Source organism: Streptomyces sp. NPDC059008, from assembly GCF_042749045.1.
Classification (GTDB): domain Bacteria; phylum Actinomycetota; class Actinomycetes; order Streptomycetales; family Streptomycetaceae; genus Streptomyces.
The window spans coordinates 18,782-38,109 of record NZ_JBHYJC010000019.1; the positions used below are offsets into that span (position 1 = coordinate 18,782).

A 19,328-nucleotide genomic window follows, 5' to 3' on the forward strand; every position below is an offset into this window, starting at 1 on the left:
CGTCTCCTGCGCCTACTGGGGCAGGACGACGCGCATGGTCAGGCCGCCGCCCTCGCGGGGTTCGGCGGTGATGCTGCCGTCGTGGGCGCGCACCACCGAGCGGACGATGGACAGGCCCAGACCCACGCCCTTGTCGCTGCCGGTGCGCTCGGTGCGCAGCCGCCGGAAGGGCTCGAAGAGGTTCTCCACCTCATAGGCGGGGACCACCGGCCCGGTGTTGGCCACCACCAGCACCGCACACCCCGGACCGGGCTCGGTGGTGACCTCCACCCAGCCGCCCACCCGTCGCCCGCCACCACCCTCAACCGGAAGCGCTCCGCGCCCTTGAACGGCGACGTTGTAGCGCACCGCGTTCTGCACCAGATTCAGCGCGATCCGCTCCAGCAGCACACCATTGCCCTGCACGAAGACCTGCTGCCGCACCCCCCGCAGCGCAACCCCCTTGGCCTGCGCCTCCCCCCGCATCTGATCCACCGCCTGCGCGGCCACCTCCGACAGATCCACCGGCCGCTTGTCCACGACCCTGTTCTCACTGCGAGCCAGCAACAACAGTCCCTCCACCAACTGCTCACTGCGCTCATTGGTCGCCAGCAACGTCTTGCCCAGCTGCGCCAACTCCGCCGACGCCCCCGGATCGGCCAGCTGCACCTCCAACAACGTCCGATTGATCGCCAGCGGCGTCCGCAACTCATGCGACGCATTCGCCACGAACCGCCGCTGCGACTCAAACGCCCGGTCCAACCGGTCCAACATCTCATCGAAGGTGTCCGCGAGCTCCTTGAGCTCGTCATCCGGCCCACCCAACTCGATCCTGCGATGCAGATCCGAACCCGCCACCCGCTGCGCCGTCCGCGTGATCCGCCCCAACGGCGCCAGCACCCGCCCCGCCATCGCATAACCGAACGCGAACGCCACCACCGTCAAACCCACCAGAGCGATCAGCGAGCGGTGCAGGAAGGTGTTGAGCGCCAGGGCGCGCTGGTCCTGGACGCAGTCGCCGATCGCCGCGTTGATCTCGCCGGCCGTGCCGACCGCCGGCAGGTCGGGACAGTCGATATTGCCCACCCTGACGTCACTGCCGAAGACCCTGAACTCGGGGGTGCCGTCCTTGAGGGTGTCGGCCGCCAGGAAGTAGATGATCGTCAGCAGCACGATCCCGGCCATCAGGAACATGCCGCCGTACAGCAGCGTCAGCCGTATCCGGATGGTCGGCCGCAACCACGGCGCCGGACGACGGCGCGGCTCAGGACTCCGGGTGGGCTCGGGGCTCCGGGACGTCTCAAGGCTCCGGTGCGTCTCAGAACTCCCCGAGGGCTTCGTACTCCCCGTGGGCTTCGTACTCCCCGTAGGTTTCGGACTACGGGTGGGCTTCGGCGGTACGGTCACCGGCGCGGGCTGCTGGGCGGAGGCCGCCACGGCGCTCAGCCCCGACGACCCGGAGAAGCGGGCACGGCGACCGAAACCTGGACGACGGGTGAGCGCACGGCTGAACCTTCCTCAGATACCTCACAGCGCACGACAGTTGCCGCGCCTCACCCATCCTGCTCAAAGAGGCCATAAACCGGCAGTAAGCGTGGAATCGCCACCCCACCGTGCACACCGGTCGAGTCGCTCCACGGCGCGAGGTACCGAGTTGCTCACCCCCGGCCCCGGCCGCCCGGCTACGCCGTGGCCGGGGGGAGGGGAGACCGGAGAGGAACCTCCTAGAGCCCCTGCCACTCCGGCTTGGCGGCGTAGGTGGCGCGGAAGTAGTCGGCGAGCTTCAGCTTGGCGGCCGCGGCCTCGTCGACGACGACCGTGGCATGGGGGTGGAGCTGGAGCGCGGAGGCCGGGACCAGCGCGGCGACCGGGCCCTCGACGGCGTGGGCCACGGCATCCGCCTTGCCCTCGCCCGTGGCGAGCAGCACCAGGTGGCGGGCCTCCAAAATGGTGCCGATGCCCTGGGTGATGACGTGGTGGGGGACCTCGTCGAGGCTGTCGAAGAACCGGGCGTTGTCCTCCCGGGTCTGCTGGGTCAGCGTCTTGATGCGGGTGCGGGAAGCCAGCGACGAGCAGGGCTCGTTGAACCCGATGTGCCCGTCCGTACCGATGCCGAGCAGCTGGAGATCCACCCCGCCGGCCTCACCCAGCGCACGGTCGTACGCCTCGCAGGCCGCCTGCACGTCCTGAGCCGTGCCGTCGGGGCCCAGGAAGGAGTCCTCGCCGAGGCCGAGCGGCTCGACCACCTCGCGCAGCACCACCGAACGGTAGGACTCGGGGTGCCCGGCCGGCAGGCCGACGTACTCGTCGAGCTGGCAGATGCGGGCCCGCGAGGCGTCCACGGCGCCGGCCCGGACCTTCGCCGCCAGCGCCTCATAGATGGGCAGCGGGGTCGAGCCGGTGGCCACACCGAGCAGCGCGTCGGGCTTGCGGCGCACCAGAGCCGCGATGGCCTCCGCGATCAGCTCGCCGCCTGCCCTGGCGTCCGGAACGATGACAACTTCCACGCTTTGGCCTGCCGTTCTGGAGAGTGGACTCATATGGTCATGTGGTATAGACCAATCTATCAGAGGGTGGGGCACCGGTCCCGACGGCGCCCGCGAACGACGGGACACGTTTTCCCGTCGTTCGGGTGACCGGAAGGCCGCCGGAACAGGTGCCGTCGGGAGCCGGGAGCCGGGAGGCGAGCGGGGCAAGCCCCGAGGCCGGGAGGCGCAGCCCAGGCCGGGAGGCACCCAAGCCCGGAGGGGCGAGGTCGCGAGTCCCCAAGGGCGGGCCGTGCGCCGTCAGAGCAGGGCGCCTCCCGTCGCGTCGATCCACTGCCCCGTCACCCAGCGGCTGTCGTCCGAGGCCAGGAAGGCCACCACGTCGCCGATGTCGTCGGCCTGCGCTATCCGGCCCAGTGGGGACATCTCCGCCAGTAGCCGCTGCGCTTCGGCGTTGGCCTCGCCCCTGAGCCAGCCGGCGTTCATATCGGTGTTCACCGCCCCGGGAGCCACCGCGTTGACCGTGATCCCGCGCGGGCCCAGGTCCTTGGCGAGCGTCGAGGTGAACACGTCGAGCGCGCCCTTGGTCATGGCGTAGGCGATCAGTTCGGGCTTGGCCGCGCCGCGGGTCAGCCCCGTCGAGGTGTTGATGATCCGCCCACCGTCCCGCAGGCGGGACAGTCCGTGCTGGACGATGAAGAACGGCGCCTTGGTGTTGACCGCGAAGAGGTGGTCGAAGTCCTGCGCCGTCACCTCGCCGATCCGCTTGAGCGTCCCGTCCACCGCTTTGTTGATCCCGGCGTTGTTGACCAGGATGTCCAGCCCCTCGGCCTGCTCGTCGAACGCGGACCACAGCGCTTCGGCGTCCCCCGGCGCGCCCAGCTCCGCCCGGACCGCGAAGGCCTGGCCGCCCGCCGCCTCGATCGCCGAGACCGTCTCCTTCGCCGCGGTCTCGTCGCGGCCGTAATGCACGCCGACCCGCGCGCCGTCCCTCCCCAGCCGCTCGGAGATCGCCCGGCCGATCCCCCTGCTGCCGCCTGTCACCAGTGCCGTCCTGCCGCTGAGCGCGCCCATGGCCGTGCCCCTCCCTGTTCGTGTGTGCCCGCGTCCATGTCAGATCGCGTGCAGCTCCCGACCGCCGAGCGATCCCCTAATTCTGTATCGCTCGCTACATAAAAACCGTAGCACGCGTTCCGTACCGACCGCTATAAAATTCCTCCCATGGCGACCAAGGAAACGAAGCAGCGCGGCCGGCCCCGGTCCTTCGACCGCGACACGGCGCTGGAACGGGCGGTCCGGTCCTTCTGGGAGCAGGGCTACGAGGCCACGTCCATCGCGGACCTCACCCGCGCCATGGGCATCAGCGCCCCCAGCCTCTATGCCGCCTTCGGCGACAAGCGGGCGCTGTTCGACGAGGTCGTCGCCGAGTACGGGCGGCTCTACGGAGGCTTCATCTCACGAGCCGTGGCCGAGGAGCCGACCGCCCGCCGCGGCGTCGGACGCGCACTGCGCGAGGCTGCGGTCGAATACACCCTGCCCGGCCGCCCGCGCGGCTGCCTGGTCATCAGCGCCGCGCTGAACATCTCCCCCGCGTCCGCCGAAGTCGCCGACTTCCTGCGGGAGATGAGGCTGTCGAACATCCGGGAGATCGCCGGTGCCATCCGGGCGGACATCGCCACGGGGGAGCTCCCGGCGGATACGGACTCCGGTGCGCTGGCCGGCTTCGTGGGAGCCATCATCCAGGGCATGTCCCAGCAGGCGCGGGACGGTGCGGAGCGGACGGAGCTGGCGGCGATCGCCGAGCTGGCGATGGCGGCCTGGCCGCGGACGGCGAGCGGGGCGACGGCCTGAGGGCCCCCGAAAACACCCGCGGGCCGCGGCGCCGGGACAGGACCCTCAACCTGTCCGGCACCGCAGCCCGGAGCTGACATCGGCCGGCCCCGCCTTGCGGGCGGAGGGTGTCCCCAATGTGCGGTAGGGGGCGCCACCCCGTCCTGGGGCCGGTCGATCGGAGGCCTTGGCGCAGTCAGGGCAGAGAGCGCCGTCGGCCTCGTTCCGCTCTCCTGTGCGGGGAGAACGGAGGTCTTTGCTGAATTCTGGACTAGACCATTCTTACTTGTCCATGCCCGTGCAGGCACAACACATACACCGTACGCCGGTAGGCTCCAAGACGTGCCCTCCATGAACGATCTCGTCCGCCAGCACACCGCTCTGAGCGACTCCGACCTCGAGTGGCTCCATCTGCTGGTCTCGGAGTGGCAGCTGCTCTCCGACCTCTCCTTCGCCGATCTCGTGCTGTGGGTCCCCACCCTCGACGGCACCCGCTACGTCTCCGTCGCCCAGATGCGCCCCAATACCGGGCCCACCTCCTACCAGGACGACATGGTGGGCCATCTCGTTCCCCGGGGACGACGTCCGATGCTGGACTCCGCCTTGGATGAGGGCCGCATCGTACGCGAGGGCGACCCGGAGTGGCGAGAGGAAGTGCCGGTACGGGTCGAGTCCATTCCGGTACGCCGCGAGGGCCGGGTGCTCGGCGTGATCGCCCGCAACACCAATCTGCTGACCGTGCGCACCCCCAGCCGGCTGGAGCTCACCTACCTCCAGAGCGCCTCCGACCTCGCCCAGATGATCGCTGCCGGAACGTTTCCCTTCCCGGGGCAGCAGGTCGACATGGGCGCCTCGCCGCGCGCCGGCGACGGGCTGATCCGGCTCGACGCGGACGGCGTCGTCCAGTACGCCAGCCCCAACGCGCTCTCCGCCTACCACCGGCTCGGACTCGCCGCCGACCTCGTGGGCCACCACCTGGGCCAGGCCACCGCCGAACTGGCACCCGCGCGCGGCCCGGTGGACGAGGCCCTGGTCAAGCTCGCCAGCGGCTGGGCCCCCAGGGAGTTCGAGGTCGAGGGCAGCGACGGCGTGATCCAGTTGCGCGCCATTCCGCTCAAGCCGAAGGGCACGCACATCGGTTCGCTGGTGCTGCTGCGCGACGTCACCGAACTGCGACGTCGTGAGCGGGAGCTGATCACCAAGGACGCCACCATCCGGGAGATCCACCACCGGGTGAAGAACAACCTGCAGACGGTCGCCGCGCTGCTGCGGCTGCAGTCCCGCCGGATGGACTCCGAACAGGGCCGCGAGGCCCTCAACGAGGCCGTACGCCGGGTCGGTTCGATCGCGATCGTGCACGAGACGCTCTCCCAGAACCTCGACGAGCGGGTCGAGTTCGACGAGATCGCGGACCGGGTGCTGGCCATGGTCGCGGAGATCTCCCCGGGCAAGGTGATCACCCGCCGCACCGGCCGCTTCGGCATCCTGGACGCGGAGGTGGCCACGCCGCTGTCGATGGTGCTCACCGAGGTGCTGCAGAACGCCCTGGAGCACGCCTTCGACCAGGCCGAACAGGGCATCGTCGAGGTCGGCGCGGTGCGCGGCGGCAGCCGTACCGAGCCGCGGCTGCTGGTCACCGTTCAGGACAACGGCCGCGGGCTGCCCGAGGGATTCGACCCGCACCGCGCCGGAAACCTGGGGCTGCAGATCGTACGGACCCTGGTGGAGGGCGAGTTGGGTGGAAAGTTCGACATGGTGCGGGCGGCCGGGCGCGGCACCCAGGTCGTCCTGGACGTGCCCGTGCGCCCCGAGAAGCAGCACTGAGGCGCCGGGGCGGCATATCGGGACGGGGGAGCGGTACGGCGGACCGGCGCCGAAAGCGTTACGGCCAAGCGGTACGGCGAAGCGCTTTCGAGACCGTACCGAGTCGGAACCGATATCCCCTCCGAGAAGGGGAAAGGGGCCCCGCCCGAACAGCAACAAGCCCCGGACCATACGGTCCGGGGCTCAAAGCTATTGCGATGCGATAACGGCCGGGCTATTCAGCGCCGATGGTGCATCGGGGGTACTGCGCGCTGCGGCTCGGGGGCCACGGGGCGGCTGGCTCAGGCGCTGGCGTTGCGCGCCCGGTTGCGAGCTGCACGGCGCTTCATCGCGCGGCGCTCGTCCTCGCTCAGACCACCCCAGACGCCGGAGTCCTGGCCGGACTCGAGCGCCCACTGCAGGCACTGCTCCATGACGGGGCAGCGGCGGCAGACGGCCTTGGCTTCCTCGATCTGCAGCAGCGCAGGACCGGTGTTGCCGATAGGGAAGAAGAGCTCGGGGTCTTCCTCGCGGCAAACGGCGCGGTGACGCCAGTCCATGGCTGCTCCATCTCCTCGTGTGACGGGATCGTTGCTTGTGAATGTGAACGCTTTCACGAATCCCTCCACAAGGGAAGGGCCGATCTCCAGCTGTGAACTGGTGCGGTCCTGTGAATGAGGAGGGGGATTCGGGCTCTCAAGGGGGCCGTTAAACCGGCCGTCCCGATCGCCATGAAGAGACTCGCAAACCTCGGCTGCGGATACAACCCCTTCCGGAAACTTTTTTTTGATTCCTTGGTGTCGCCTCGGTCACAGCCGTCATTCCAGGGGGTGGGAACCAGCCTAAACGTTCGAGTGAAAGGACTTTAGGCCCTACTGCTCACACAATCACACGCAGTGCACGGCGAACGCCTGTGAACGTCACACTCGTACGCAGGCCCAGGTGGTCACCGTCCATCTGGAAGGGCAGCGGAACCTGCGAATGCAAGGTGAAGTTCGTGAGGTCGTGAAGTGAGAGCGCGTGCTTGCCATGGGGGCCGCGCTCGGGAGTTGACGTCAGCAGCTGGGTGACATAACGGGCCACCGCGGGGGACGAGAGCTTGCTCAGTGCGAACAGGTCCAGCCCTGTGTCGAACGACGCGTCCGGGGACGGGTAGATCGGCCGATTGCCCAGGTAGGACCACGGAGCGGTGTTGCAGATTATGGCCAGCGCCAGGTTCTCGACGAGCTCCGCGGCGCCGTCGCCACCGTCCGGACGTTCGAGGGTGATGACGCCCCGGCGGCGGTTCGCCTCGCCCAGGAACTGCCGTACGACCTGTCGCACGTACAGGGCGTGGGTCGAACGCTTGCCGCGTTCCCGCTGCTGCTCGACCCGGCCGACGACGCCGGCGTCGAAGCCGAAGCCCGCGCAGAAGGTGAACCAGCGCTCCGGTACGCCCTCGTCCTCGGTGCCCGGGGTGCCGGCGGCCAGCCCCAGGCCGATCGTCCGCTCGCTGCCGTCGCGCAGCGCGTCCAGCAGGGCGCCGGTCGCCTCCACGACGTCGTTGGGCAGCCCCAGCGCGCGGGCGAAGACATTGGTGGAGCCGCCGGGGACGACGGCCAGCCGCGGGTGCGAGTCCGGGTCGGGGCCGTTCGCCAGTAGACCGTTGACGACCTCGTTGACCGTGCCGTCCCCGCCGAGCGCCACCACCAGTTCGGTCTCCCCGCCCTCGGTGGCCTGCCGGGCGAGATCGCGGGCGTGCCCGCGGTAGCGGGTCTCGGCGACCTCCAGCTTGAGGTCGCTGGCGAGCGCGTGGGTGAGTACCTCACGGGTGCGGGCACTGGTGGTGGTTGCAGCGGGATTGACCACGAGGAGTGCGCGCATGTGCAGCAGCGTACCTACCTGCTGGTACCCGCCTCACGCCCCGTCCGGATCCGGGGCATCCCCGGACTCGGGGAGGCCGGCGCTACCCTGCTGGGGTGAGCAGTCAGCAGAAACAGTCCGCGCGGCGAGCGGCCGGCGCCCCCGCCGCGGCCGCGCCGAACGAGCCGTCCGGGCCGCGCCCTGCCCGGCTGAGCGCCGCGGCGGCGCTCACCGCGGTCGAGGGAGTCGCGCTCGCGGCGCTGGGTGCGTACATGCTGATCATGGGGCTGGCCGGTTCGCCGGACAGCCCGCGGCAGGCGGAGATGGGCGGGCTGACCGTGCTCGCGCTCGCCGCGCTGCCGCTGGTCGCGGCCCGGGGGCTGTGGCTGCGCCGCCGCTGGAGCCGGGGCCCCTCGCTGATCACGCAGATCGTCGCGCTGCCCGTGGCCTGGACGCTGGTCAACGGCGGCGGGGCGCTGATCGCCGCCGGTATCGCACTGGCCGTCGCCGCGCTCGTCGTGCTCGTCCTGCTGGTCAACCCGACGGCCACCGAGGCACTGGGCATCGGGCCGCGCGAGAACCCGTAGACGACCGGCGACGTACGGCTCCGCAAGCCGCGAGAGACGCCGTGCCGCGATGCCGCACGACCTCGTAGGCGACCGGGCGACGCACGCCCCGCGGCAAGCCGCGAGGGACGTCGTGCCGCGATACCCGTAGGGGCGGGGCGAACGGATCCCGTAGGGGGCGCGAGGGCCCCCTACGGGCCACAACGGGGCGTGGCCGGGGCGGTATTCCGCAGGGGGGCGGGATGGTGCCCACGGGGCGAGGCGGGACCTGGCTGCTGGGACCGTAATTGCCCACGGGGTGGGACGGTGCCCACGGGGTGGGGCGTGGCCGCCGGGACCGAATTGCCCACGGGTGGGGCTACGGTCGGGAGCGAGCTACCCACCGGGTGAGGCTGCGGTCGGGAGTGAGCAGCCCACCGGGTGGGGCCGCGGCCGGGATTGGGTTACCCACGGGGTGGGGCCGCGGCCGGGATTGGGTTACCCACGGGTGGGGCTGCGGTCGGGATTGAGTTACCCACCGGGTGAGGCTGCGGTCGGGAGTGAGCAGCCCACCGGGTGAGGCCGCGGCCGGGAGTGGCCGGGGTGGTGTGCCCCATGGTGCGGGGGCGGTGTTCCCCACGGGGCGGGCCGGGATCGCTTTGGTGCACGGGGGCGGGTGTGGCCGGAAGGTCCCCACGGGCGGGGTGGGTCGGTGTTCCGTGGAGCGGGGTCGGCACGGTGGCCGAGGGTGGGGCAGGCACCGGGGGCGGGGCCGGGGCGTTGTCCGCGAAGCAGGGGCAGGGCGGTGTCCGCAGGATCGGCAAGGGGGGCATTGCCGTGATCGTCGGGTCCCGCCCCGCTTCGCGGGGCGCTCGTCACTCCTCCACGAGCAGCTTGTCGCGGAGCTGGGCGAGGGTGCGGGCCAGCAGTCGGGAGACGTGCATCTGGGAGATGCCGACCTCCTGGGCGATCTGCGACTGGGTCATGTTGCCGAAGAAGCGCAGCAGCAGGATCTTCTTCTCGCGCGGCGGGAGGTCCTCCAGCAGCGGCTTGAGGGACTCGCGGTACTCCACACCCTCCAGCGCCTCGTCCTCGGCGCCGAGGGTGTCGGCGACAGCCGGGGACTCGTCGTCGGTGTCCGGCACGTCCAGGGAGAGCGTGCTGTACGCGTTGGCGGACTCCAGGCCCTCCAGGACCTCCTCCTCGGAGATCGCCAGATGCTCGGCCAGCTCATGGACGGTCGGTGCCCGGCCGTGCCGCTGGGAGAGCTCGGCGGTCGCCGTCGTCAGCGACAGCCGCAGCTCCTGGAGGCGACGCGGGACGCGGACCGCCCAGCCCTTGTCGCGGAAGTGCCGCTTGATCTCGCCGACGACGGTGGGAGTGGCGTACGTGGAGAACTCCACGCCGCGCTCCGGGTCGAACCGGTCCACCGACTTGATCAGGCCGATGGTGGCGACCTGGGTCAGATCGTCCAGTGGCTCGCCGCGGTTGCGGAACCGCCGGGCCAGATGCTCGACGAGCGGGAGGTGCATGCGGACAAGGGTGTTGCGCAGCTCCGCCCGCTCCGGGGAGCCCTCGGGCAGCTTGCGCAGCTCGTAGAACATCGCCCGGGCGCCGCTGCGGTCCTGCGGCTCCTGGGAGTGCTGCTGGTTGTGCAGCTTGTCGTCGGGAGCGGGCGCGTCCTGCCGATGCACCTGCTGACCCTGCTGCTCGCTGTGGTCCATGTGGTCTGCCCGCTCCGCCTGCTCCGCCGCGTCCAAATGGCCGCCGTGGTCGTCCACTCCCACCGGATGCGGCCGGGCCTGCTGCTCGGGGATGGTCGCGCTCGACGCCATCCGCCCGCCGCGTTCGAGATCTTTCACGGGGCCCCCTGTTCGGTCATGACGGTCCGGGACCGGCGCCGCGCTCCTTGTACAGACTGATGGTGACCGTACGGTCCTCGGCGACGGTGGAATCGACCTTGCCGGCGAGTGCGGAGAGCACCGTCCAGGCGAAGGTGTCGCGCTCCGGGGCACGGCCGTCGGTCGTCGGGGCGGACACGGTCACCTGCAGTGCGTCGTCGATCAAGCGGAAGACGCAGCTCAGCACACTGCCGGGGACGGCCTGTTGCAGCAGGATCGCGCAGGCCTCGTCGACCGCGATGCGCAGATCCTCGATCTCGTCGAGGGTGAAGTCCAAGCGGGCTGCGAGCCCGGCCGTGGCCGTACGCAGCACGGACAGGTAGGCACCCGCAGCGGGCAGACGGACTTCCACGAAGTCCTGAGTCCCGGGCTCGCCTGCGATCTGGGACACCCTCACCTCCAAGGTGGCACAAGCTGGTTGAGCTGGAATGCGCGATATTCGCGTTGTTCGGGATATTTCGCTCCGGCGCTTTCTCCTGTCGGATGAAAGGAGAACGATCCGGCGCGGCACATGGTTCGGCTGTGACGCTATCGCGATCTGCGGGCCGGTGTCGCCCGGAAGAGGCACGGCCGTCTCCGGGCGGCATCGGCCCCGAGGCCGCCGCATACCTTAGCTGTCACTGATTGTAAAACTGCGGGTACGGACAGTGGCTAGGGGTGTGCACTGCCAAATCGAGGCCGATTACGCTCCGTTGACGCGCGGGTCGGCTGCCAGGTCGTGCAGTGCACCTCCAGTGAGCCGGAAGACGGTCCATTCGTCCATGGGCTGTGCGCCGATCGACCGGTAAAAACCGATGGACGGTTCGTTCCAATCCAGGACTGACCACTCGAAACGCTCGTATCCGCGCTCCACGCAGATCTTCGCGAGGGCCGCGAGCAGCGCCTTGCCGTGGCCGCCGCCGCGCGCCTCGGGGCGGACGTAGAGGTCCTCCAGATAGACACCGTGCGTGCCCGTCCAGGTGGAGAAGTTCCGGAACCACAGGGCAAAGCCCACCGGGGCGCCGTCCGCCTCGGCGATCAGGGCGAAGGCGGCCGGCTGCGCGCCGAAGAGGGCCTCCTTCAGCTGCGGCTCGGTGGCCTGCGCGGCCTCGGGGGCGCGCTCGTACGCGGCCAGCTCGCCGATCATGGCGAGAATGACGGGGACGTCGTCCGGGGTCGCTTCGCGGATCATAGGTGAAGACTAAACGGACCCCGCCGAATGTTTCACCCGTCCTGCGCGCACCGGCTCCCGGTCGCACCGTCGTGCGGCGCGCACCGGCTCCCGATCACACCAGCTGCTGGTCGACGAAGCACCAGCGCCAGGAGTCACCCGGCTCGAACGTCCGCATCACGGGGTGGCCGGTCTCCTCGAAGTGCCCCGTCGCATGCCGGTACGGCGAGGAATCGCAGCAGCCGACATGGCCGCAGGCCAGACAGAGGCGCAGCTGTACGGGGTGGCTGCCGACGGCCAGGCACTCCAGGCAGGTCGCGCTCAGCGGGGCCGGCTCGGCGCGCGGCAGGTCGGCGACGTGCGTGCACTCACTCATGATGGCCAGGTTAGATCGCCGGGACGGCCGGCGACGGGTACGGGGACGGGACGGGCCGATGGCTGTGATGCCGCTGTTTTTGCTGGTCGCGGGGAGCGCGGCGGTGGCCGGGCTGGCGCGCCGGACGCCCGTGCCGGCGCCGCTGCTGCTGGTGGCCGCCGGGCTCGCGGCGTCCGCCGTCCCCGGTGTCCCGGACTACCCCCTCGATCCGCACATCGTGCTGCCGCTGGTGCTGCCCCCTCTGCTGCACACCGCCGCCCTCGACAGCTCCTACCTCGACCTGCGGGCCAACCTGCGGCCGGTCGCGCTGCTGTCGGTGGGCTATGTGCTCTTCGCGACGCTGGTGGTCGGCTACGCGGCCTACCTCCTCGTCCCGGATCTGCCGCTGACCGCGGCCCTCGTCCTGGGCGCCGTCGTCGCCCCGCCGGACGCCGTCGCGGCCACCGCCATCGCCCGCCGGCTCGGGCTGCCGCACCGGATCACGACGATCCTGCAGGGCGAGTCGCTGGTCAACGACGCCACCGCGATCACCGCCTACAAGGTGGCGGTGGCCGCGGCCGTCGGGATCGGCGCCACCTGGGGCGACGGGATCGAGGAGTTCGCCCTGGCGTCCGTGGGCGGCATCGGCATCGGTGTCGTGCTGATGGTGCCGCTGCACTGGCTGCGCGTCCGGCTGCGCGAGTCGGCGCTGCTGGAGAACACCCTGTCGCTGCTCATCCCGTTCGTCGCCTACGCGGCGGCCGAGCAGGTCGGGGCCTCCGGGGTGCTCGCCGTCGTCGTGGTCGCCCTCTATCTGGGGCACCGCTCCTGGCAGGTCGACTTCGAGACCCGGCTCCAGGAGGAGGCCGTCTGGAAGATGATCTCCTTCCTGCTGGAGTCGGCGGTCTTCGCGCTGATCGGACTGCAGCTGCCGGTCGTGCTGCGCGGCCTGGGGGAGTTCAGCGGGGTCGAGGCCCTCTGGTACGCGGTCGTGGTGTTCCTCGTCGTGGTCGTGGCCCGTTTCGTCTGGGTCTTTCCCGCGACCTACGTGCCGCGCCTGCTGTCGGCCCGGATCCGCACCCGCGAGCCCGACACGACCTGGACCGCGCCGGTCATCGTCGGCTGGGCCGGGATGCGCGGCGTGGTGTCGCTGGCCATCGCGTTCTCCATCCCGGCCACGGTGCAGGGCGGCGGCCCCTTCCCCGCCCGCAACCTCGTGCTCTTCCTGACCTTCACCACCGTCATCGCCACCCTCGTCGCCCAGGGCCTGACGCTGCCGCCGTTGATCCGTGCGCTGCGGCTGCCCGGCCGGGACGCCCAGGCCGAGACGCTCGCCGAGGCCCAGGCCCAGAGCGAGGCCTCGCGGGCCGCCGAGGAGCGGCTGGACGAACTGCTCCAGGACGAGCGCAACGCGCTGCCCGGCCCGCTCGCCGACCGGCTGCGCACCGTCATGGAGCGGCGCCGCAACTCCGTGTGGGAGCGGCTGGGCGCGGTCAACGAGGTCACCGGGGAGTCCGCCGACGAGACCTACCGCCGGCTGGCCCGGGAGATGATCGACACCGAACGGCGGGTCTTCGTCCGGCTGCGCGACGCCCGACGCATCGACGACGAGATGATGCGCACGCTGCTGCGCAGGCTGGACCTGGAGGAGGCGGCGGCGTACCGGGAGGGCGCCGAGTAGCCCGGCGGGCGGGCGGCGGCTCTCACCCGGGGCCTTCGCCGCGGCGCCTCACGGTGTGCCGGTGACGACCGCGGCGACCGTGCTGCCCCGGGGGAAGGCGCCCTCCTCGGCCAGCGTGGTCAGCCCGTAGAGCAGCTTGGCGACGTAGACCCGCTCCAGGGGCAGCCCGTGCCGCGCGGCGAAGGCGTCGGCGAACGCATCGAGCCGCGGGGTGCTGCGGGCGTAGCCGCCGCAGTGGAAGCGGGTCTCCAGCCGCCAGTCGCCGCGCGGCGCCCCGAATGCCGCGCGCTGCAGCTCCTCGACGGTCTCCTGGAGGAAGTGCGGGGTGCCGCCCTTGAGCACGGGGACGCCCAGGGCCCGCTGGCCGGGTGCCAGGCCGGCGGCCAGACCGGCCAGGGTGCCGCCCGTACCGCAGGCCACCGCGACGGTGTCCGCGGCGCCGCGCAGCTCCCGGCCCAGCTCCGCGCAGCCCTGTGCGGCAAGGGCGTTGCTGCCGCCCTCCGGTATGACACGGAACGCGCCGAAGCGGTCGTGCAGCGCGTCGAGCACGTCCGCCTCGGCCTTGCGGCGGTAGGCGGCCCGGTCGACGAAGTGCAGCCGCATCCCGTCGGCGGCGCAGCGGGCCAGCGACCAGTTGAGCGGTGCGCCGGCCAGCTCGTCGCCGCGGACCACCCCGATGGTGGTGAAGCCGAGCAGCCGGCCGGCCGCCGCGGTGGCCCGCAGATGGTTGGAGTACGCACCGCCGAAGGTCAGCAGCGCGCGTTCGCCCGCGGCGGCCGCGGCCCGCAGATTGGGCGCCAGCTTGCGCCACTTGTTGCCCGGCAGGTCCGGATGGATCAGATCGTCCCGCTTGAGCAGCAGCCGCACGCCGCGGCGCGCGAAGGGCTCGTCCTCGATCTCCTGCAGGGGCGAGGGCAGCCGGGGGCGCAGCGCGCGCAGGCCGGGCGGCGGATCGGGGGCGGTGCGGGTCACGCGGTCCATTGTCGCGCGGGGGCGGCGCCGGCCCGTCGCCTGCTCGGCCGGCGGGTGTCCGGCCCCGGTCCGTCGCATGGTCGGCCGGTGGACGTCCGGGCCCGGCCGGCCGCTCACTTCAGCAGCGCGCCGATCCGCTCGCGCAGCGCGTCCATCGTGAAGCCGCGCGGGTCGACCTTGCCCGGCTGCCACTCCAGATGGCCGAGCACCGAACGCTCCCCCCAGCCGTGCGCCCGGCACACCGCCGCCGCGGCCCGCTCCAGCGCCACCAGCTGGACCTCGGGCCAGGGGTCCTCGCCGTCGCCGAGGTTCTCGCACTCGAAGCCGTAGAAGACGCGGTTGCCGTCGGTGTCGGCCTCGTCGTCCGGCGGCAGCCGCTTCTCGGCGATCACCGCGCGCAGTACGTCACCGTCGCCGAGACCCGCGTGATTGGCGCGGCCGCAGCCCACCAGATGCACCGTGCCGTCCTTGGTGATCACGCCGTGGCACAGCGGGCCGGGCAGGTCCGGCCGGCCCTCGCGGCAGAGCCGGACGGTGCGCTCGGCGCCGGAGGTGCCGGTGTGGTGCACCATCACGCCGTGCACCGGGCCCCAGGCCCCCTTGTCGTCGCGGTTGTGCGTCCTCCAGCCGTCGGTCTCGACGACCCGCAGCCCCTCGGACCTGAGCGCGTCGAGGAACTGTGCGGCGGACAGCGGTCGGGACATGGCCCACTCCGATGCGTGCGCGGCGGCCGCCGGCCGCGCACCGCCTCCTGCCTCGCTTGTACGGGACGGGTCGGCACCCACGGAGCGGAACGGAATTAAACGGACCGGTCGTTCGGGGCCCGTACGAGCGGTTTCGGCCGCCGCCGCGACGCCCGGCCCCCGACTGGTCGGAGGCGGTCGGCGCCGGAGGCGGTGGTCTCGGCCCGGGCCCGTGCCTACGCGTGCAGGAACCCGTCCCCGTGCGCGCTGATGTGCGCCTCCAGCGCGCTGAGCGCGTCCTGGGTGGCCTGGGGCGAACCGCTGCCCCGGTGCTCGGCGTAGTACGCGGCGCCCAGCTTCTTCAGCAGCTCGTTGCCGTGCCGGTGCTGCTGCACCTCGTCGACCTTCTGCTTGCCCTGCGCCAGCCCCTTTTGGGCCTGTTCCTTGGCGCGGTCGAGAAACCCTGACATGTGCCACCTCCGTGAGGTCCGTGTCGTAAGGGATCAACGGCGCGGACGGCCGTGGGGTTCCCGTGCCAGGCTGAGGGATATGGGCCAGGAACGCGACACAGGTGGGCCACCCGGCGTATCCGGCGGGTACCGGGAGCGGCCGTCCGGGCTGGCCGACGCGGTGCTGTGGACCACCACCACGACGGCGTCGGCGCGACCGGTGCTGCCCGACGGCTGCATGGACCTGATCTGGAGCGAGGGCCGGCTGCTGGTGGCCGGCCCGGACACCGGACCGTACCGCCCCGAGGGCGTCCCGCCCGGCACCCGCTACGTCGGGGTGCGCTTCGCGCCGGGCCTGGGCCCTTGTGTCCTCGGTCTGCCGGCCCGTGAACTGCGCGACCGGCGGGTGCCGTTGGCCGACCTGTGGCCCGCCGGCGCGGTGGGGGAGCTGGCCGGGCGGGCGGCGGCGGCCGAGGAGCCGGGGGCCATCGCCCGGGTGCTGGAGGAGGCCGCCGCGGCCCGCCTGAGCGAGGCGTCCGCACCGGACGGCCGGACCGCCGCCGTCGCCACGGCGCTGGCCCGCGGCCGCCCCGTCGCCGAGGTCGCCCGCGCCGTGGCGCTGAGCGAACGCCAGCTGCACCGCCTGAGCCTGGACGCCTTCGGCTACGGCCCCAAGACCCTCACCCGAGTGCTCCGGCTCGTCCGCGCGCTCGATCTGGCGCGCCGCGGGACGCCCTACGCCGAGGTCGCCCTGCGCGCCGGATACGCGGACCAGGCGCACCTCGCGCGCGAGGTGAAGTCGCTGGCGGGGGCTCCCATGGGGGTGCTGCTCGCCCCGGGTTAGCGTGTCGGTCATGGACTACCAGGCCGTTCTCGAGGAGGTAGCGGCCTACGCCAGGCCGCTGGTGCGACATGGGCGGGTCGCCGACTACATACCGGCGCTGGAACGGGTCTCGACGGACCGTTTCGGGATCGCGGTCGCCGACATACACGGCGCGGTGTACGGGGTCGGCGACTGGGAGGTGCCGTTCTCGGTCCAGTCGATCTCCAAGACCTTCTCGCTGGCGCTGGTGATGTCGCAGAGCCACGGCGGCCCCGGCGGCGACGACGACATCTGGCGGCGGGTCGGCCGCGAGCCGTCCGGTACGCCGTTCAACTCGCTGGTCCAGCTGGAGGCGGAGAACGGCATCCCGCGCAACCCGTTCATCAACGCGGGCGCGCTGGTGGTCACCGACCGGCTGCAGACCCTCACCGGCGACGCCAGCACCTCGATGCTGCACTTCCTGCGCGAGGAGAGCGGCAACCCCGACCTCGCCTTCGACCAGGCGGTGGCCGACTCGGAGGCCGCACACGGCGACCGCAACGCCGCCCTCGCACACTTCATGGCGTCCTTCGGCAACCTGGAGAACCCCGTCCCCAGCGTCATCGAGCACTACTTCTGGCAGTGCTCGATCGAGATGAGCTGCCGCGATCTGGCCGTGGCCGGCGGCTTCCTGGCCCGCCACGGGCTGCGCGCCGACGGCAGCCGGCTGCTGGAGGCCCGCGAGGCCAAGCGGATCAACGCGGTGATGCTGACCTGCGGGACGTACGACGCGGCCGGGGAGTTCGCCTACCGCGTGGGGCTGCCCGCCAAGAGCGGCGTCGGCGGCGGGATCATCGCCGTCATCCCCGGCCGCTGCACGCTGTGCGTGTGGAGCCCCGGGCTCGACGCCCGCGGCAACTCGGTCGCGGGCGCGGCGGCGCTCGACCACTTCACCACGCTGACCGGCTGGTCGGTCTTCTGAGCTCCAGGTCACCGGGGGCGGACTGACGTTGTGGCCCCTGACCGGCGGGCGCATCGTATGGGTAGGAGGTGCACCGCCATGGAGCACGAGATTCGCGCCGAGTACGAGGAAGGCGTCCTCCCGCACGAGGACACCCCGGTCAAGCTCTGGCACATGACACGGGTGGGGACCACCACGGCCATGTGCGGGCGGGACCTCGCCCCGGCCGCCGCCACCCAGTCGGCCGATGCCTGGGGAGAAGCCGGCGCCCAGCCGTTCTGCCGCCAGTGTGGCGTGCTGTACCTGGGGGAGCATCCGGCGAGCAGCTAGGGGGTGCGGTCCCGATCTCCGTGGGCCTGCGGCGCCTGGTGCCGCGCACCTCACGGCCCCGGGCAGACGTGCTCAGGGCAGCGGTGCGAACAGGTCCACCCCGTGGCCGTCCGGGTCCTGTACGACGGCGTAGCGCTGTCCCCAGAACGCGTCCCACGGCGGCTTCTCGCCCGTATAGCCGGCGGCGGTGAGCTCCGCGTAGACCTTGTCGACCCCGGCGGGGCCGTCGCACTCGAAGGCCAGCCCCGTGGGGGTTCCGGCCTGCGGGGGCGTCCAGTCCGGGTCGACGGCGCGGGCGGTCTCGTAGGAGTCCCACATCAGGCGCAGGCCGCCGGGCAGCTGCGCCTCGGCGTGCGGGGCGGCCTCCGCCCCGGCGGGGACGGCCAGGCCCAGGCGGCGGTAGAAGGCGAGGGACGCGGCCATGTCGGAGACGACGATGCCGATGGCGGCGAAGCGGGGGAACGGGTGCGAGGCCCGTGGGGTGGTGGTCATGGCGCGAGCGTAGGCAGCCCGCCGCGCCGCGGTCTTGAACGAATCGGACGCGCTGCGGGAGGGCCGGGGCCGGCCGCACACCGGGCCGCGCCCCCGTGCCTCACGGGCAGCGGATGACCTGCCCCGCGTACGAGAGGTTGCCGCCGAAGGCGAACAGCAGGACCGGGTCGCCGGAGGCGATCTCCTGGCGCTCGACCAGCTTGGACAGCGCCAGCGGCACCGAGGCGGCGGAGGTGTTGCCGGAGTCGACGACGTCCTTGGCTACCACCGCGTTGACCGCGCCGAGCCGCTCCGCGACCGGCTCGATGATCCGCAGATTGGCCTGGTGCAGCACCACTCCCGCGAGGTCCGCGGGCTGGATCCCGGAGCGCTCGCAGACCTGGCGGGCGATCGCCGGCAGCTGGGTCGTCGCCCAGCGGTAGACGGTCTGGCCCTCCTGGGCGAACCGGGCCGGCTCGCCCTCGATGCGGACCGCGCCGCCCATCTGGGGAACCGAGCCCCACAGCACCGGGCCGATGCCCGGCTCCGCCGCGGCGGTGACCACCGCGGCGCCCGCCCCGTCGCCGACCAGCACACAGGTCGTACGGTCCGTCCAGTCGACCACGTCGGTGAACTTCTCCGAGCCGATGACCAGCGCGTTCGTCGCCGATCCGGACCGTATGGCGTGGTCGGCGACGGCCAGCGCGTGGGTGAAGCCGGAGCAGACGACGTTGATGTCCATCGTGGCCGGCGCGGACAGTTCGAGCTTGGCGGCGACCCGGGCGGCGGCGTTGGGGCTGCGGTCGGTGGCCGTGCAGGTGGCGACCAGGACCAGGTCGATGTCGTGCGGGGCGAGGCCGCTGCCGGCCAGGGCCTTGGCCGCGGCGGCGGCCGCCATCGAGTCCACGGTCTCGTCGGGCGCCGCCACATGGCGGGTGCGGATGCCGACCCGGCTGCGGATCCAGGCGTCGTCGGTCTCGACGATCTTGGCGAGTTCGTCGTTGGTGAGCACGCCGGAGGGCTGGTAATGGCCGAGAGCCAGGATGCGTGACCCGGTCATGGGTTCCCCTGTACGTGGACGGTCGATG

21 protein-coding genes are annotated in these 19,328 nt (G+C 71.9%); 7 read left to right on the forward strand and 14 right to left on the reverse strand.

Annotation, left to right across the window (positions count from 1 at the left end; genetic code table 11):
- Window positions 1-12: 12 nt before the first annotated feature.
- From ACFWZH_RS22455 to ACFWZH_RS22465, 3 genes are all read right to left on the reverse strand, one after another.
- Window positions 13-1,416 (reverse strand): ATP-binding protein, encoded by a 1,404-nt coding sequence (locus tag ACFWZH_RS22455; RefSeq protein ID WP_384433895.1) that lies wholly within the window; start codon window positions 1,414-1,416, stop codon window positions 13-15.
- A gap of 287 nt (window positions 1,417-1,703) precedes the next feature.
- A complete protein-coding gene (gene nagB, locus ACFWZH_RS22460) occupies window positions 1,704-2,486 on the reverse strand; it encodes a glucosamine-6-phosphate deaminase (protein ID WP_384433898.1) in 783 nt (260 codons plus the stop codon).
- Window positions 2,487-2,765: 279 nt separating this feature from the next.
- Complete coding sequence (locus ACFWZH_RS22465; RefSeq protein ID WP_384433901.1) at window positions 2,766-3,539, reverse strand: SDR family oxidoreductase; 774 nt, start codon at window positions 3,537-3,539, stop codon at window positions 2,766-2,768.
- 147 nt (window positions 3,540-3,686) lie between these two features.
- Between ACFWZH_RS22465 and ACFWZH_RS22470 the strand changes: the two genes are divergently transcribed.
- Together ACFWZH_RS22470 and ACFWZH_RS22475 are read left to right on the forward strand one after the other, a co-directional pair.
- Window positions 3,687-4,316: a TetR/AcrR family transcriptional regulator gene (locus ACFWZH_RS22470; protein WP_384433904.1), complete on the forward strand. Its 630-nt coding sequence runs from the start codon at window positions 3,687-3,689 to the stop codon at window positions 4,314-4,316.
- A gap of 330 nt (window positions 4,317-4,646) precedes the next feature.
- Window positions 4,647-6,119: a sensor histidine kinase gene (locus tag ACFWZH_RS22475; RefSeq protein WP_384434194.1), complete on the forward strand. Its 1,473-nt coding sequence runs from the start codon at window positions 4,647-4,649 to the stop codon at window positions 6,117-6,119.
- A 281-nt stretch (window positions 6,120-6,400) separates the two neighbouring features.
- On the opposite strand, the gene ACFWZH_RS22480 is transcribed toward ACFWZH_RS22475, so the two are convergent.
- The gene (locus ACFWZH_RS22480) at window positions 6,401-6,658 is read right to left on the reverse strand and encodes a WhiB family transcriptional regulator (protein ID WP_003983230.1); all 258 of its coding nucleotides are present in this window, start codon (window positions 6,656-6,658) and stop codon (window positions 6,401-6,403) included.
- A 319-nt stretch (window positions 6,659-6,977) separates the two neighbouring features.
- Window positions 6,978-7,961 (reverse strand): diacylglycerol/lipid kinase family protein, encoded by a 984-nt coding sequence (locus ACFWZH_RS22485; RefSeq protein WP_384433909.1) that lies wholly within the window; start codon window positions 7,959-7,961, stop codon window positions 6,978-6,980.
- A 95-nt stretch (window positions 7,962-8,056) separates the two neighbouring features.
- Between ACFWZH_RS22485 and ACFWZH_RS22490 the strand changes: the two genes are divergently transcribed.
- On the forward strand, window positions 8,057-8,527 hold the full coding sequence (locus ACFWZH_RS22490) for a hypothetical protein (protein ID WP_384433912.1): 471 nt from the start codon (window positions 8,057-8,059) through the stop codon (window positions 8,525-8,527).
- A gap of 833 nt (window positions 8,528-9,360) precedes the next feature.
- On the opposite strand, the gene ACFWZH_RS22495 is transcribed toward ACFWZH_RS22490, so the two are convergent.
- The 4 genes from ACFWZH_RS22495 to ACFWZH_RS22510 form a co-directional block, all read right to left on the reverse strand.
- Window positions 9,361-10,320, reverse strand: a complete 960-nt coding sequence (locus ACFWZH_RS22495; RefSeq protein WP_384434197.1) for an RNA polymerase sigma factor SigF — start codon at window positions 10,318-10,320, stop codon at window positions 9,361-9,363.
- Window positions 10,321-10,363: 43 nt separating this feature from the next.
- Window positions 10,364-10,777, reverse strand: coding sequence for an anti-sigma factor (locus tag ACFWZH_RS22500; protein WP_003985353.1), 414 nt, complete (start codon window positions 10,775-10,777; stop codon window positions 10,364-10,366).
- 291 nt (window positions 10,778-11,068) lie between these two features.
- Window positions 11,069-11,557, reverse strand: a complete 489-nt coding sequence (locus ACFWZH_RS22505; protein ID WP_384433915.1) for a GNAT family N-acetyltransferase — start codon at window positions 11,555-11,557, stop codon at window positions 11,069-11,071.
- A 94-nt stretch (window positions 11,558-11,651) separates the two neighbouring features.
- A complete protein-coding gene (locus ACFWZH_RS22510; protein WP_384433918.1) occupies window positions 11,652-11,912 on the reverse strand; it encodes a UBP-type zinc finger domain-containing protein in 261 nt (86 codons plus the stop codon).
- A 58-nt stretch (window positions 11,913-11,970) separates the two neighbouring features.
- Between ACFWZH_RS22510 and ACFWZH_RS22515 the strand changes: the two genes are divergently transcribed.
- Window positions 11,971-13,572 (forward strand): Na+/H+ antiporter, encoded by a 1,602-nt coding sequence (locus ACFWZH_RS22515; RefSeq protein WP_384433921.1) that lies wholly within the window; start codon window positions 11,971-11,973, stop codon window positions 13,570-13,572.
- Window positions 13,573-13,620: 48 nt separating this feature from the next.
- Here the strand turns inward: ACFWZH_RS22515 and ACFWZH_RS22520 are convergent, their stop codons facing one another.
- From ACFWZH_RS22520 to ACFWZH_RS22530, 3 genes are all read right to left on the reverse strand, one after another.
- Window positions 13,621-14,553 carry a 1-aminocyclopropane-1-carboxylate deaminase/D-cysteine desulfhydrase gene (locus ACFWZH_RS22520; protein ID WP_384434200.1) on the reverse strand — a complete coding sequence of 311 codons (933 nt, stop codon included), beginning with the start codon at window positions 14,551-14,553 and terminating at the stop codon, window positions 13,621-13,623.
- A gap of 104 nt (window positions 14,554-14,657) precedes the next feature.
- Window positions 14,658-15,248, reverse strand: a complete 591-nt coding sequence (locus ACFWZH_RS22525) for an N-acetylmuramoyl-L-alanine amidase (RefSeq protein WP_384433924.1) — start codon at window positions 15,246-15,248, stop codon at window positions 14,658-14,660.
- Window positions 15,249-15,463: 215 nt separating this feature from the next.
- Window positions 15,464-15,697, reverse strand: a complete 234-nt coding sequence (locus ACFWZH_RS22530) for a hypothetical protein (RefSeq protein WP_384433927.1) — start codon at window positions 15,695-15,697, stop codon at window positions 15,464-15,466.
- 79 nt (window positions 15,698-15,776) lie between these two features.
- Between ACFWZH_RS22530 and ACFWZH_RS22535 the strand changes: the two genes are divergently transcribed.
- From ACFWZH_RS22535 to ACFWZH_RS22545, 3 genes are all read left to right on the forward strand, one after another.
- Window positions 15,777-16,520 carry a helix-turn-helix domain-containing protein gene (locus ACFWZH_RS22535; protein WP_384433930.1) on the forward strand — a complete coding sequence of 248 codons (744 nt, stop codon included), beginning with the start codon at window positions 15,777-15,779 and terminating at the stop codon, window positions 16,518-16,520.
- A gap of 10 nt (window positions 16,521-16,530) precedes the next feature.
- Window positions 16,531-17,460, forward strand: a complete 930-nt coding sequence (locus ACFWZH_RS22540; protein WP_384433933.1) for a glutaminase — start codon at window positions 16,531-16,533, stop codon at window positions 17,458-17,460.
- A 78-nt stretch (window positions 17,461-17,538) separates the two neighbouring features.
- Window positions 17,539-17,769 carry a hypothetical protein gene (locus tag ACFWZH_RS22545; protein WP_384433936.1) on the forward strand — a complete coding sequence of 77 codons (231 nt, stop codon included), beginning with the start codon at window positions 17,539-17,541 and terminating at the stop codon, window positions 17,767-17,769.
- A gap of 72 nt (window positions 17,770-17,841) precedes the next feature.
- On the opposite strand, the gene ACFWZH_RS22550 is transcribed toward ACFWZH_RS22545, so the two are convergent.
- Both ACFWZH_RS22550 and ACFWZH_RS22555 read right to left on the reverse strand, forming a co-directional pair.
- On the reverse strand, window positions 17,842-18,261 hold the full coding sequence (locus ACFWZH_RS22550; protein WP_384433939.1) for a VOC family protein: 420 nt from the start codon (window positions 18,259-18,261) through the stop codon (window positions 17,842-17,844).
- 100 nt (window positions 18,262-18,361) lie between these two features.
- Complete coding sequence (locus tag ACFWZH_RS22555; protein WP_384433942.1) at window positions 18,362-19,300, reverse strand: beta-ketoacyl-ACP synthase III; 939 nt, start codon at window positions 19,298-19,300, stop codon at window positions 18,362-18,364.
- Window positions 19,301-19,328 lie beyond the last annotated feature (28 nt).